This window comes from Thalassospira xianhensis MCCC 1A02616 (assembly GCF_003326475.1).
Taxonomy (GTDB): domain Bacteria; phylum Pseudomonadota; class Alphaproteobacteria; order Rhodospirillales; family Thalassospiraceae; genus Thalassospira; species Thalassospira xianhensis.
Genome location: NZ_JPWA01000012.1, coordinates 91343 through 104958, shown reverse-complemented (window position 1 = coordinate 104958; position 13616 = coordinate 91343). Strand labels below are relative to the sequence as shown.

13 protein-coding genes are annotated in these 13616 nt (G+C 52.7%); 10 read left to right on the top strand and 3 right to left on the bottom strand.

Annotated features, from left to right (window positions below; translation table 11 throughout):
* Nucleotides 1–144 precede the first annotated feature (144 nt).
* Nucleotides 145–1140: a peptidoglycan DD-metalloendopeptidase family protein gene (locus TH5_RS11730; RefSeq protein WP_244204895.1), complete on the top strand. Its 996-nt coding sequence runs from the start codon at nucleotides 145–147 to the stop codon at nucleotides 1138–1140.
* Between the two features lie 68 nt (nucleotides 1141–1208).
* On the opposite strand, the gene TH5_RS11725 is transcribed toward TH5_RS11730, so the two are convergent.
* Entirely contained in the window at nucleotides 1209–2072 is an 864-nt protein-coding gene (locus tag TH5_RS11725; protein ID WP_114122019.1) for an ATP-binding protein, read from the bottom strand.
* A 236-nt stretch (nucleotides 2073–2308) separates the two neighbouring features.
* On the opposite strand from TH5_RS11725, the gene yajC reads away from it, so the two are divergent.
* The 5 genes from yajC (at nucleotide 2309) to TH5_RS11700 (ending at nucleotide 6823) form a co-directional block, all read left to right on the top strand.
* Entirely contained in the window at nucleotides 2309–2689 is a 381-nt protein-coding gene (yajC, locus tag TH5_RS11720) for a preprotein translocase subunit YajC (RefSeq protein WP_062948940.1), read from the top strand.
* Nucleotides 2690–2824: 135 nt separating this feature from the next.
* Nucleotides 2825–4399: a protein translocase subunit SecD gene (secD, locus tag TH5_RS11715; protein WP_114122018.1), complete on the top strand. Its 1575-nt coding sequence runs from the start codon at nucleotides 2825–2827 to the stop codon at nucleotides 4397–4399.
* A gap of 19 nt (nucleotides 4400–4418) precedes the next feature.
* Nucleotides 4419–5348 carry a protein translocase subunit SecF gene (gene secF, locus TH5_RS11710; protein WP_114122017.1) on the top strand — a complete coding sequence of 310 codons (930 nt, stop codon included), beginning with the start codon at nucleotides 4419–4421 and terminating at the stop codon, nucleotides 5346–5348.
* A gap of 135 nt (nucleotides 5349–5483) precedes the next feature.
* Nucleotides 5484–6395, top strand: coding sequence for a DMT family transporter (locus TH5_RS11705; protein ID WP_244204894.1), 912 nt, complete (start codon nucleotides 5484–5486; stop codon nucleotides 6393–6395).
* 47 nt (nucleotides 6396–6442) lie between these two features.
* The gene (locus TH5_RS11700) at nucleotides 6443–6823 is read left to right on the top strand and encodes an Mth938-like domain-containing protein (protein ID WP_114122015.1); all 381 of its coding nucleotides are present in this window, start codon (nucleotides 6443–6445) and stop codon (nucleotides 6821–6823) included.
* A gap of 6 nt (nucleotides 6824–6829) precedes the next feature.
* Here the strand turns inward: TH5_RS11700 and TH5_RS11695 are convergent, their stop codons facing one another.
* The gene (locus TH5_RS11695; RefSeq protein ID WP_114122014.1) at nucleotides 6830–8188 is read right to left on the bottom strand and encodes an NAD(P)-binding protein; all 1359 of its coding nucleotides are present in this window, start codon (nucleotides 8186–8188) and stop codon (nucleotides 6830–6832) included.
* A gap of 111 nt (nucleotides 8189–8299) precedes the next feature.
* Between TH5_RS11695 and TH5_RS11690 the strand changes: the two genes are divergently transcribed.
* The 3 genes from TH5_RS11690 (at nucleotide 8300) to TH5_RS11680 (ending at nucleotide 11053) form a co-directional block, all read left to right on the top strand.
* A complete protein-coding gene (locus TH5_RS11690) occupies nucleotides 8300–9490 on the top strand; it encodes a mechanosensitive ion channel family protein (RefSeq protein WP_114122013.1) in 1191 nt (396 codons plus the stop codon).
* A 6-nt stretch (nucleotides 9491–9496) separates the two neighbouring features.
* Entirely contained in the window at nucleotides 9497–10342 is an 846-nt protein-coding gene (locus TH5_RS11685) for a phytoene/squalene synthase family protein (RefSeq protein ID WP_114122012.1), read from the top strand.
* A gap of 144 nt (nucleotides 10343–10486) precedes the next feature.
* Nucleotides 10487–11053, top strand: coding sequence for a hypothetical protein (locus TH5_RS11680; protein WP_114122011.1), 567 nt, complete (start codon nucleotides 10487–10489; stop codon nucleotides 11051–11053).
* Between the two features lie 37 nt (nucleotides 11054–11090).
* Here TH5_RS11680 and trmFO read toward each other — a convergent pair whose 3' ends face one another.
* Nucleotides 11091–12437 (bottom strand): methylenetetrahydrofolate--tRNA-(uracil(54)-C(5))-methyltransferase (FADH(2)-oxidizing) TrmFO, encoded by a 1347-nt coding sequence (gene trmFO, locus TH5_RS11675; protein WP_114122010.1) that lies wholly within the window; start codon nucleotides 12435–12437, stop codon nucleotides 11091–11093.
* Nucleotides 12438–12622: 185 nt separating this feature from the next.
* Here trmFO and TH5_RS11670 point away from each other — a divergent pair, with 185 nt between their 5' ends.
* Complete coding sequence (locus TH5_RS11670) at nucleotides 12623–13597, top strand: hypothetical protein (protein WP_244204893.1); 975 nt, start codon at nucleotides 12623–12625, stop codon at nucleotides 13595–13597.
* Nucleotides 13598–13616: the final 19 nt, after the last annotated feature.

Genomic DNA, 13616 nt, shown 5'->3' with positions numbered 1-13616 from the left:
GATTATTGCATCTGCTTACGGATTGTTAACGGCTGATCGCAGACAATCCTTCTCATGATGGAAAATAGTGTCAAACAGGCAGTTCGAAGAATACGGACGCTGGCGTTTGTCTGTGGGACAACGGCGGTGCTCGGGGGCTGCTTGTTGAATTCCGTCCCGGTGCCAGTGGTTTACGGCGATGGTGCGACATACAGCCCGTACAGTATGCCAAAACTCAATAATGGCGAACGGGTCATTACCGTCGAGCCGGGCGATACTGTTTCCGCACTTGCCAACCGTTACCGTACCGATTTTGGACGATTTACTGCGCGCAACAAGCTTGCACAGCCCTATGTGATCTATCCGGGGCAGCGCCTTGTCCTGCCGCCATGGGATCCGTCCTATGACAGCAACAGCCAGACCGCAATCGCCAGCCGGTCATCATCAGGCACAACAAGCTCGGCGCCGAGCAAGACGGTCACGATTGGCGGCAAGCGCGAAGTTGTCAGCGTGCCACTAGGGACACCAGAACCATCCGTTGCGCCGGAACGCTCAACAACGGTGCAGATGGCACGCGTCAGCCCGAACAATGGCGGCAGCATTCCGACACCAGGGCTTAAGCCGCAGGACTTTGCCGCGCGCGCCGAACAGCGTTACGCATCGGCTAATACCTGGAAAACCGATACACGTGAAATGCCAACGGCAACGCCGGTCGCCGGACAGGGCAGTGCGGTTCGCAAGAATGTGGTCATTGCTGAACCGGAGAACCGCAAGGGATTTGTCTGGCCGGTGCGCGGGGATATCGTGCTGAAATACGGTGCAAGCGCGGGCGGACTTTACAATGATGGGATCAATATCAAGGCGGATCGCGGTACACCGATCCTTGCCGCGGATAATGGTGTTGTGACCTATGTCGGCAACGAACTGCGCGGATTTGGCAATCTGATCCTTATCAAGCACGCCGATGATTATGTGACGGCCTATGCGCATACAGAAAACCCGATGGTGGCGCGTGGGGATATGGTTGAGCGCGGTCAAAAGATTTCAAGTGTTGGCAGTACGGGGGCGGTAAATCAACCGCAACTGCATTTTGAAATCCGGCGCGGACGTAAATCCGCCGACCCGATGAAATATCTGCCACAGATGATGGTATCACGGTAAAAGAAACGCCCGGAACCATGCAGTCCGGGCGTTTCTTTTCCTAAGTGCGCTCAGGTCAGACAATATACTCAGCCAAGCCTTTTGCCCATTTCACCAGCAATTTCCTGAATGAACTGCCATGCCACGCGACCTGAACGGCTGCCGCGTGTAACCGTCCATTCCTTGGCGCGTGCACGCAGTTCTTCAACCGGCATATCCAGTCCGAATTCCTTGGCGTAACCTTCGATAATCTCGAAATAGACATCTTGCGAGATATTGTGGAACCCAAGCCACAGGCCGAAACGGTCCGAAAGGGATACTTTTTCCTCGACCGCCTCGGACGGGTTGATCGCGGTTGAGCGCTCGTTTTCGATCATATCGCGTGCCATCAGATGGCGACGGTTAGAGGTGGCATAGAAAATCACATTGTTGGGGCGGCCCTCAATCCCACCTTCAAGAACTGCTTTCAGGGACTTGTAGGATTCATCCTGCATATCGAATGAAAGATCGTCACAAAACAGAACCGTCTTGCGCCCGCTTTCCTCCAGAATATGCAGAAGATGTGGAAGGGTCGGGATGTCTTCACGATGGATTTCGACCAGCGCCAGTGCTCCGGCCCGTTCGGCATTGATCCTGGCATGCATCGCCTTGACGATCGAACTTTTACCTGTTCCGCGCGCTCCCCAAAGCAGGGCATTGTTGGCTGGAAGGCCGTCAGCGAACCGTTTGGTATTGTTATAAAGAATCGTCTTTTGCTGTTCGATTCCCTGCAAAAGATCGATTTCAATACGGTTCACATTTCGGACCGGTTGCAAATAATCGCTTTCTGCCTGCCATACAAAAGCATCGGCAGCCGACAGGTCATTGGATTTGCGCGCAGGTGGGGCCATGCGCTCCAGCGCATTGGCAATGCGTTCCAGGGCAGGTAAAAGATTGTCGAAATCGTTGGTCATCAAAGCCTCTTGGATATTTCTTTTTGTCGTGGCGGCGGCATATGCATGCAAAACGCTATCACAAGGCGAACTGGCAATAACAGTGCCATATGATGTAGCGCGCTTTCATTGACGTGAACAGAACCACAGAATACGGGATTAAACCGATAAAAATCCTGTTCTTCCTTGCGTTGACGTAGCACACCGTTATATTCCGGCAGTTGATTTGTTTTGTTGTATGGTATTAGGAGTTCCTAATGTTGATTTCGCCGGCTTATGCGCAGGCCGCTGGTGGCGCAGGTGGTGCAGATATGCTTACCAGCTTCCTGCCGCTGATCCTGATTTTTGTCGTTTTTTATTTCCTGCTTATTCGTCCGCAGCAGAAAAAACAGAAAGAGCATAAAGCGATGCTCGCTGCTGTTCGTCGTGGTGACAAGATTGTCACTGCCGGTGGTCTGATTGGCACCGTTGCCAAGGTTATTGGCGATGACGAGCTTTCGGTAGAGATCGCCGAAGGCGTTAAGGTCAAGGTTGCACGCGGCATGGTTTCGACCGTTCTGTCGAAAACCGAGCCAGCCAAAGGCGACGACAAAGACGAAGACGACGCAAAAGAAGCTGAAGAGACCAAAAAAGACTGATCTCTTTGATGACTTGCAAGGCGGGGCAAAATGCTCCGCCTTCTTGTTTCCAGCCGGTGGCCTGCGGGGCGAACAGCACCCGATGTTCGATAGAACCAGACCTAGGTTTTCCAGACAAATCTGGTTAAAGGACACATGCTTTATTTTACGAAATGGAAAGCAGCGCTGGTTCTTCTGGTGTGTGCTTTGGGCGTTATATACGCCATACCGAATTTCCTGCCAAAAGGCACATTCGCGACGGATGCAAGCTATCTGCCAGGTAAACAGATCAATCTTGGTCTGGATTTGCGTGGCGGCTCGCATATGCTGCTTGAGGTTGATATCAACAGCGTCATTCGCGAGCGCTATGAGGCACTTGGCGATACGATCCGGTCAACCCTGCGCGAGGAACGCATTCGTTACCGTCCGCGCGATGCAGGCCTGAACGGAGCCGAGGTCACCGTGGTCAACGCCGACGAGGTTGAAAAAGCCCGCGATCTGATCCGCAACGTTGAACCCGATACCGTAATGAGCGGCGAGGGGAACAACATTATCGTTTCTTATACTGATCAAGCCCGCAAAGAGCTTGTTGATCGCGCAATCAGCCAATCGCTTGAAGTTGTTCGCCGCCGTGTGGACGAACTGGGAACGACCGAACCGTCGATCCAGCGTCAGGGTGAAGACCGCATTGTGGTTCAGGTTCCTGGTCTTGACGATCCGTCGCGTTTGCGTGCGATCCTTGGCCGTACCGCAAAGATGAACTTCCATCTTGTGAACGAGGAAAAAACTGCGTCCGAGGCGCGTGCCACCGGCATGCCGCCGGGAACGATGATCCTGCCATCCGCCGATGCCGGTGACCGGGCTGCTGGTATCAATGAATATCTTATTGATCGCCGTGTCGTTGTCTCGGGGGACAATCTCGTTGATTCGCAGCCGACCTTCAATGAAGGCCGACCGGTTGTTTCGTTCCGCTTTGATGCCGCCGGTGGGGCACGTTTTGGCGATATGACGTCAAAAAATGCCGGCCGCCGACTGGCCATCATTCTTGACGGCGAGGTGATTTCGGCACCGCGGATCAACGAGCCGATCCTTGGTGGCAACGGTATCATTACCGGCCAGTTCAGTGTCCAGGAAGCCAACGATCTTTCGCTGCTGCTGCGTGCTGGTGCATTACCGGCACCGATGCAGATCCTTGAAGAACGCTCCGTTGGTCCGGGGCTTGGCCAAGATTCTGTCGAAGCCGGTGAAATTGCAGCGATCCTTGGTCTGATCTTCGTCGTTGCCTTTATGGTGATCAGTTATGGCCGGTTCGGGGTCTATGCCGATATCGCGCTCTTGATCAACCTGATCCTTGTGCTGGCGGTGATGTCGGTCTTGCAGGCGACCCTGACCCTGCCGGGTATTGCCGGTATTGTTCTGACGGTTGGTATGGCGGTTGACGCGAACGTGCTGATTTTCGAACGTATCCGCGAGGAACGTAACAATGGCCGCACCATTATCAATGCGATTGATGCCGGTTATCGAAGTGCTATGTCGACCATTCTTGATGCTAACCTGACCACGCTGATTGCAGCGCTTGTGCTGTTCAGCTTTGGTTCCGGTCCTATCAAGGGATTTGCCGTGACACTTGCGATTGGCATTGTCACGTCGATGTTCTCGGCAATCTGGGTGACCCGACTGTTGATTGCGGTCTGGGTCAAACGCCGTCGCCCAACGGAACTGGTAATTTGAGGAAGGGAGCAGGAAGAATATGAAACCATTGCATCTTGTTCCGGACGACGTGAACGTCCCGTTCCTCAAGTTCCGGAAAATTTTCTATATCGTTTCGCTGGCCATGGTGCTGGTATCCGTTGGTTTGTTTTTGACCAAAGGGCTGAATTTCGGGATCGATTTCCGGGGTGGCATTCTGGTTGAGATCAAAACTGACGGTCCGGCCGATATTGGCGCGCTACGTGACAATCTTGGTTCGCTTGGTCTTGGCGATGTTTCGATCCAGGAATTCGGTGAGCCCGATGATGTTCTGATCCAGTTGCAGCGTCAGGACGGTGATGAGCAGGCTCAGATGGCGGCGCTTGCCACGGTAACCAAGGCGCTTGGTGATGATGTTACCATTCGTCGCAGTGAACTGGTTGGGCCGAAAGTCGGTGACGAGCTCAAGGAAGCCGGGGTCTATTCGGTTGCCATATCGCTGCTGCTGATCATGATCTATATCTGGTTCCGTTTCGAATGGCAGTTTGCCGTAGCGTCGGTTGTGGCGCTTCTGCATGACGTTCTGATCACGATCGGGTTCTTTGTCATCACCGGGGTTCAGTTTGATCTGGCAACCTTGGCGGCGGTTCTGACTGTTGCGGGTTATTCGATCAACGATACGGTCGTTGTGTTTGACCGTATTCGTGAATATCTCCGCAAGTTTCGCAAGATGGACATTCCCGATCTGCTGGATCTTTCGATCAATTCGACCCTGTCGCGTACCACTATGACCTCGTTTACCACTTTGCTGGCGCTGATCGCGTTATTTGTGTTCGGTGGTGAAGCGATTCGCGGTTTCACGATGGCGTTGATTTTCGGTATTATGATCGGGACTTATTCGTCAATCTGCGTAGCATCGCCATTGCTGATGGTGCTGCGTCTGCGCCGCAAGATCCCGGAAGGCGAAGAAACCCAGGAAGCGGGTGCCTGATCGCTCCGATCTGCTGAGAGACATTTACAAAAAGGCCGGGTTTGTGCAAAAACAACCCGGCCTTTTCTTTTGGCCCAATAAGGCAAGCGAGGCCTTTGCAGGCTGAATAACTCCTTTGAAAACTGGTTCCTGCCCGTGGCGCAAAACATCGACGCGAGTAATGGTCATCGTGCAAATGTGCTTGGTAGCCTTTGGATGATGACGGCAATGGCGGCGTTCGCCGTCGAAGACGCATTTGTAAAGGCTGTTTCCGGATCGCATCCTGTCGGGCAGGTATTGATCCTGTTTGGTATTGGCGGTGCGGTTCTGTTTGCAATTATCGCCAAGGCGCAGAACAAGCGTTTGCTGGATCCTGCCGTTCTTTCGCGTCCGATGTGCATACGTATCGTGTTTGAGGTTGTTGGGCGTCTGTTTTATGTGCTTGCGCTTGCGCTTACGCCTCTTTCGTCGACCACGGCCATTTTGCAGGCGACACCGCTGATCGTGGTTCTTGGTGCGGCGGTCATATTCGGGGAAAAGGTTGGCTGGCGAAGATGGCTGGCGATCTTTGTCGGGTTGATCGGTGTCCTGATCATTCTCCGTCCAAGTGCGGATGGTTTTTCTGCCTTGTCGATGTTTGCTGTGATCGGGACAATCGGATTTGCTGGGCGTGATCTTGCCAGTCGTGCAGCGCCGATATCAATTGGAACAGCCATTCTTGGACTCTACGGTTTTATCGCCATCATCATAGCTGGTATCGTATTTTCTGTTTGGGATGGAAAAGGTTTCACGACACCAGATGGTCAGAGTCTTTTCTATTTCGCAGGGGCGGTCATGATGGGAATTTTTGCCTATGCCGCCCTGATGAAGGCAATGCGCAGCGGCGATGTTTCATCGGTTACGCCGTTCAGATATACAAGGCTGTTGTTCGGTCTTGCCTTGGGAGTATTCCTGTTCGGTGAGGAGCTTGACTTACCGATGTTGATCGGGTGTAGCATCGTTGTTCTTTCAGGGTTGTTTATTTTATGGCGCGGTAAAAAAGTAAAAGCAGATGCGACTGCGCCGTAACACAGCTAACCCGAAGAAAATTCTAGGTTACGTCAAAAGGGAATAATATGTCTTTGGAAGTAAGTCCGCTGGTCGCCGAGGGCAGAAAAATCGTTACCAGCTATGGTGACGGCCTGTTTCGGTTCGGTGAGGAAACTGTCACCGGGTCGGTTTTGCTGTTCCCCAAGAATGTCTATTCCTGGCCTTATGCGAGTATCGATCAGGTTGATGTCGATGCCTTCAAGCGGGTCATTGACGCGTCAGACGAGATCGACATTCTGCTGTTGGGCATGGGAAATGGCATGAAACCGCTGCCTGCTGAATGGCGTATTGCGTTGCGCAAGCATGGTATCGTTGTCGAACCGATGGATACTGGTGCGGCGTGTCGCACCTATAATGTTCTGGTATCAGAATCCCGTCGGGTTGCCGCAGCCCTGATTGCGGTTTAGCCAATCTTATAGATCGCGTAGTTTCAGATATTCGTGCAACTGCGCGCGCACCTTCATAACACTCGCGATTACGGCTGCCGGTCCGGGCGGATAGTCCGGCGGAAAGGCATCACCGCATAAGAACAGGTTTCTCCACGGGGGAGCTAACCGGTGGCGAAGGGCTGCGACGCCAGGGCTGAGTTCCGGAAACGGTGCTTCGCAATCGACATAACTGAACGCCGGGCACTCGTCGGTGCTTTCGATTTTTGTACGCTGAGACAAATCAAGATTTAAGTGCTGGTCGCATAATTCCGTGACGCGTTGCCAGATGGTTGCTGCCAACTGGTCAGCTGTTCCGTCACTTGGGAGGATCAGACTGCTGTTCATGCTGACCTGTATGTGACGACGATTGCAATAGATCGCGCGGACCAGATCATCGTCGGCCAGAACGCAACATGGTTCGGCAAAGCTTTTACTGGCTTGAAAGACAAATGTTCGCCGATGGGCCGGGGCAGGTGGCATGCCGATATCCGGCACTGCATCGCAAAGCGGTCGTGGATGAAGGGCAAGTACCACAGCATCCTGTGGACGAACTTCAATCTGCTCATCACCGAAAAACAGGTCGGTCGCGAAATCCGCCGTACTGTCGATATCACCAAGTTCCATGCCACTGATGATGTCGCCACCGGCAGCGATAAAATGATCACGCAGGGCAGGCAGCGCAATATCATTCAGAATGATTGGATCAATAGCCGCGAAGGCATGACTCGCATTATGGCGCTGCATTTCCCGCAAAGTTGGCAGCAAGACACGCCCCAGCAACGAGGCCGAGCAATTATGTGCTGGCATCGAAAACAGGACTTCGGCCAACGTCGCAAGTGCATCCTGATGATAGGTCGCTCTCGGTGCCTGTTGGTTCTCGATGGTATCTGCGGCAATTCTGACATGTTGACGGACACGCCGGTCTTCGCTGGCATAGCGTGAAAACCATAAATTCCAGGCCGTGAACAACCGGGCAAAGATTGTTGGTCTGCGTGCTATCAAAGCTGCAGCAATACCATGATCAAGGTCAATGATGGCCGGGCTGCGTCTGGGATGTTTAAGACCGATAACCGCATGCGCCGGTCTTATCAGTTTTCGCGGTATTTCCGGCCACTGGGTGAAAAAATGCCGAACCAGATCCTCTGGATCATAGAAAATTTCGGGTTCGGCAACCTTATGGTCTTCGGGGGCGGTTTTCATCCCGCGTGTCCAGCGACTGGTAAATGGTTCGCCGGAATCGTAAAGCGTTACGGATACACCATCCTGCGCCATCTGAGTTGCAAGTGCGGACCCGGCCAGTCCGGCTCCAATGACATGAAGTCTTGGTGCAGCAAAGGATGCCATATGCCTGTCCTGTTTTAGTTGTTATACAGGGGCCGCAAGAAACAATCCGTAGCGGTAACCGTTAAGTCATTGTTTGAACGGAAACCTTAACAGCAGATTACACGTGAAGTCATGGATGAAATTACAACCGAGATTGACAGCCTGAACAGCGAAGTCATTGACCATATGACCAATTGGGTCGATATGCTGGGCGGCGGCGAAATCGGCAGATATGTTGTTGCTGGTGTTGTCCTGCTATTCGTACTGGTTCTGAAACGTGTTCTGGCTCACGGAGTAATTGGTGGGCTGCGGAAGTTGGCTCATCAGCGCAAACACAGCACCGCTGCCCATGTTCTGGATGCTTTCGAAGCCCCGGTTCAGCTTCTGGTTATTCTGGGCGGTGTGTATTTTGCCGTCGAAATCCTTGACCTGCCGAAAAATGTTGATGCCGTTCTGTTTGAATTGATCGGTATATTTGCGACCTTTTCGGTTTTTTGGGCGTTGTTCAGATCGATAGAGCCGCTTGCCATGTCGTTCAACAATCTGGCAGGTCGTTTTGGTGGCGGTCTTGGCGACGATTTGCGACAGTTCTTTATCCGGGCGGTCAAAACGCTGATCGTTGTGATCGGCGTTGTTGTTCTGCTGGAAAACTGGGGCATTGATGTTTCGGCGTTTCTGGGCGGTCTTGGTCTTGCCGGGATGGCCGTGGCGCTGGCTGCCAAGGATTCGGTTGCCAATATTTTCGGCGGGCTGACCATTCTTGCCGATAACCTTTACAAACGAGGAGACTGGATCGAAACGCCTCATTTCGAGGGGACTGTCGAGGTTGTCGGCCTGCGCGCGACCAAGGTACGTACTTTTGCCAAGGCATTGGTGACCATGCCGAATGCGCAGATTGTCGATTCACCGGTGATCAACTGGTCCCGAATGACCCATCGCCGGATCAAAATGGTTATCGGTGTCGAATACCGTACCACGGCCGATCAGATCGAAAAGATTGTCGAGGATATCCGTTCATTTCTGAAAAATGATGATGACGTCGCACAAACCAATGTTGCGCAGATGGTGCATTTATCCGATTTCGGGGCAAGTTCGATCAATATCGATCTGTATTACTTTACAACCACCACTGACTGGGTGAAATGGCGTGATATTCGCAATCGCCATATCATTGCATTCAAGCGTATTGTCGAGGATAACGACGCCGCGTTTGCCTTCCCGTCGCAGTCGCTTTATGTCGAAACCCTGCCGGAAAAAATGTCTGAAGACATGGCAAACAAAGCCAATAATGACCGTGCCAAAACAACGCGACAAATCGGATGATGCGCGATGACTGATATGCCAAAGCTTTCCTATTGCGCAGATTATGTTCGCCGGAATGACAAAGACCGTTTTTTATGCTCGCTATTTGCTGCCCCGGAAAAACGTGAAGGTCTTTTTACGCTTTACGCTTTTAATCAGGAAGTGTCCAAAACCCGTGAAATGGTTAGCGAAACCATGTTGGGACACATTCGGCTACAATGGTGGCGTGATACACTGGCGGAGATCGAGCAGGGCAAAATTCGTAAACACGAGGTTGTCGAGCCGCTGTCGGTTCTGATCCAGTCCGGACAGATTGAACCACGCGATCTGGAGATACTGATTGCGGCACGTGAATTTGATCTTGCCGACAAGGCACCGGCAAATCAGGCGGAGCTGGATCACTATATTGACCAGACTTCCGGGCATCTTGCCGTTATGGCCGCCGAGCTGCTTGGTGTAACTGATCTCGATGCAAGGCATGCGGCGCGACTTGCTGGGAATGCTTATGGTTTGGTCGGGATTTTGCGTGCAATGGTTTTCCATGGGCGGGCGAAACGGCTTTATCTTCCGCAGGACCGAATGGAACAATATGGTGTCGGGCAGGGGGATATTTTTGAGTTTCGCAAAACCGACGCTGTCAAATCATTGATACGTGAAATCGCCGATTTGGCGCAAGACCGGATTGCCGAAGCCCGGAAGTTTCGAAAAAAACTGCCGTCAAATGCGTTAGCCGCGGCATTGCCGGTGGTTCTGGCGGATGGTTATTTGCGCAAGCTCGTAAAGGCCGGTTTTGATCCCTTCTGTGCCGAGTTTGGTCTTGCCCGTCCGGCAAGTTTCCGGCTGACCGTGAAGGCCATGCTGCATCGATACTGATTTCATGCCCTAGATATTGGCAAAATCTCATCTAAATAGATGTAATGGATACAATATTTTCGTAAGGTCTGTGGTAGGGTTGCCTGATCCTGCTGGCTACCGGATACAAACGGGGCTACGGACATGAACATAACGAGGTCGAACATGATGAATTTGCATGCACCGATGAAAGCTTTGGGGCTGTTTGGTGTGCTTTTGATCGTGTGGCTTGTCGTTCCAGCCCCGTGCCATGCCGGAAGTATTGGGCCGTTTGTCGGCGATTATCACGGAACGTCGATCTATAATGCCGAGGAAGAACTGAAAGCGCGCGATCTCGACGTTAAGATCACGGAAACCGGTCGCGGATTTACCATCGATTGGTCAACTGTGATCCACAAGGCAGATGGTCGTGAAAAAAACGTATCGCTTAGCATCGAGTTTTATGCCACCGATCGACCGGACATTTACGGCAGTGCAATGCGCTCAGGCCTGTTTGGTAAACGTGTGCCTAATGACCCTCTGCAGGGTGAACCGTTTGTATGGGCACGCATTGTCGACAAAACCCTTACCGTACATGCGCTTTACATCACCGATGACGGTGGTTACGAAATGCAGGTCTATGAACGCAGCCTTGATGAAAATAGCGACATGGATTTGGTGTTCAAACGTTTCCGCGATGGTGAACCGATACGCGATGTTACCGGCAAGCTCAAACGCCAGAGCAAATATTAAATCATAAAGGCCGCATCACCCGATGCGGCCTTGTTTTTTATGCGGCGTTGATGTCGGCAAGCCAATCGTCAAACAGTGGAATGGCGCGGTCGCTATAAAGTTTTTTGCGATCACGGCCCTTGACCCGCTTGGTCAGTTCAAGTTCCGGGAACAACCCAAAATTGACATTCATCGGCTGGAAAGTGCTTTCATCAGCACCACCTGTGATATGGTTCAAAAGAGCGCCCATCGCGGTTGCCAAGGGTGGGGTCGGGATGGATTTTCCTTGCTTTTCTGCCGCAGCAAAACGGCCAACCATCAAACCGACAGCGGCACTTTCTACGTAACCCTCGCAACCGGTAATTTGGCCGGCAAAACGGATATCGTTACGTGCCTTCAGACGAAGCGTACCGTCCAGCAGGCGTGGGGAATTCAGGAAGGTGTTGCGATGAATGCCTCCAAGACGGGCAAACTCTGCGTTTTCAAGCCCCGGGATCATGCGGAAGACGTCGGCCTGTGCACCGTATTTCAGTTTCGTCTGGAAACCGACCATGTTGTACAGCGTGCCCAGTGCATTGTCCTGGCGCAGTTGTACGATAGCGCGTGGTTTGTGGGTCGGATCATGCGGGTTGGTCAGGCCGACGGGTTTCATCGGGCCATGACGAAGTGTTTCACGACCGCGTTCAGCCATGACTTCTATCGGCAGGCAACCATCGAAATAAGGGGTGTCTTTTTCCCATTCCTTGAATTCGGTTTTATCACCATCGATCAGGGCATCGATGAAGGCGTTGTACTGCTCTTCATTCATCGGGCAATTGATATAGTCCTTGCCATCGCCCTTGTCATAGCGCGACTGGAACCATGCCTTGGAAAAATCGATGCTTTCCTTATAGACGATCGGAGCAATCGCATCGAAGAAGGCGAGGCTTTCCTCGCCGGTTGCCTTGCGAATGTCTTCGGCCAGTGCGCTTGAGGTCAGCGGACCGGTTGCAATGATCGTGCTTTCCCATTCGACCGGCGGCAGGCCGTCGATTTCGCCGCGTTCCATGGTGACCAGCGGATGGTTCATCAATGCATCGGTTACTGCCTGCGAGAAACCTTCGCGGTCAACCGCAAGGGCTGCACCAGCGGGGACCTTGTGTTCGTCGGCACAGCGAATGATTAGCGATCCGGCACGGCGCATTTCATCATGTATCAGGCCGACCGCATTATATTCCTTGTCGTCAGACCGGAACGAGTTGGAGCAGACCAGTTCAGCACATTTGTCAGTGTGATGTGCGTCGGTTGGTCTGGTCGGGCGCATTTCGTGCAGGATAACCGGAATGCCAGCCTCGGCCAGTTGCCATGCGGCTTCGCTCCCGGCAAGACCGGCGCCGATGATATGAACGGGTTTGACCGTGCTCACGGTTGCGAACTCCTCAGTAAAACGGGGGTAAACTTTCTGGCACACACATAGCGGTGCTGACGGTTTGATTTCAAGTGAATTGCAGCATTTCTCTTCCTCATATCACCCATGCGGCCGTAAATTATTCACAAATTTCTCGCTGCTGCGTCCTTGATCCCAGACATATCCATCGTAAGGACGGCATCATGAGCTATCCGCATCGACCATATGGTTACGATCCGGCCCATTGCCCCGTGATGGGACTTGTTCCGATCCGGCGATCCCGACAGACGATGACAATTGATTGTTCCCCTGATTCGGATGGCGGGAATAGTACGCCAAACAGCGATGGTGCGAACCGCAACAGTTCTGCAGCGACAATCGGGCGGATTGCCTTTCCGTTTGGCGATATCGGTGCCAACAAGTTTGGCAGCAGTGATGTTGAAAACATGATTGATTACGTTGTCGCCACAAGACAAGGATGGCGGGCATCGCTTGTCATGCGGTCTTTCCTGCGCTGGTGGCGCAGGGATGACGGGCTTGATGTTGATGCGCAGATGCGCAAAACATCAGATGCCATTGTCATGTTGCTAGCTCTTAATCAGGGACGTGACGGGTTTGTCCATGGTTATCTTTCCGACCTTTCAGGCGGGCGCGATCATCTGGACAGCAAGCAGCGTGCTTTTTTCCGGTCAATGCGCGTAGCTGCAATAGCACTTGCACTTTCGCCGATATTGCTCGTCGTTTCGGTGATGCTGTTTTTGCAGGTAGACCAAGTCGTTAGTACCGGGAACGGCAAGCTATTCGGGTTCAGCTATGACCTTTTGTTCTTCGTTGGCAGTTTCGGCGCAATAGGGGCGCTGGTCAGCATGATGATGCGATTGGGCAAGGATGTCGACTGGGCGGAAATGGAACCAGCGTCGGTTTTCTTCAATTTCCTGTTCCGACCCTGCCTTGGTTTTTGCTTTGCACTGATCGTATTACTGGCACTGCGTGCGGGTATCCTGCCGATCCCGCTGGATCAGTTGCATAATATTTCCGATATGGACCAGATCGGTACGGTTCCCGGTGCCGGGCAACAGATTTCGATTGTGCTAGTGCTGGCGTTTCTGTCGGGCTTCAGCGAACGGCTGAGCTCGGCACTGGTAAAACGGGTCGAGGATCGGGTCGAAGCGGGCTAGGTGCCCGCTTCGCTTTAAG

Coding starts and splice junctions, on each gene's coding strand:
- TH5_RS11725 (WP_114122019.1), bottom strand. CDS start 2,072: ATGACCAACGATTTCGACAATCTTTTACCTGCCCTGGAACGCATTGCC.
- yajC (WP_062948940.1), top strand. CDS start 2,309: ATGTTGATTTCGCCGGCTTATGCGCAGGCCGCTGGTGGCGCAGGTGGT.
- secD (WP_114122018.1), top strand. CDS start 2,825: ATGCTTTATTTTACGAAATGGAAAGCAGCGCTGGTTCTTCTGGTGTGT.
- secF (WP_114122017.1), top strand. CDS start 4,419: ATGAAACCATTGCATCTTGTTCCGGACGACGTGAACGTCCCGTTCCTC.
- TH5_RS11700 (WP_114122015.1), top strand. CDS start 6,443: ATGTCTTTGGAAGTAAGTCCGCTGGTCGCCGAGGGCAGAAAAATCGTT.
- TH5_RS11695 (WP_114122014.1), bottom strand. CDS start 8,188: ATGGCATCCTTTGCTGCACCAAGACTTCATGTCATTGGAGCCGGACTG.
- TH5_RS11690 (WP_114122013.1), top strand. CDS start 8,300: ATGGATGAAATTACAACCGAGATTGACAGCCTGAACAGCGAAGTCATT.
- TH5_RS11685 (WP_114122012.1), top strand. CDS start 9,497: ATGACTGATATGCCAAAGCTTTCCTATTGCGCAGATTATGTTCGCCGG.
- TH5_RS11680 (WP_114122011.1), top strand. CDS start 10,487: ATGATGAATTTGCATGCACCGATGAAAGCTTTGGGGCTGTTTGGTGTG.
- TH5_RS11670 (WP_244204893.1), top strand. CDS start 12,623: ATGAGCTATCCGCATCGACCATATGGTTACGATCCGGCCCATTGCCCC.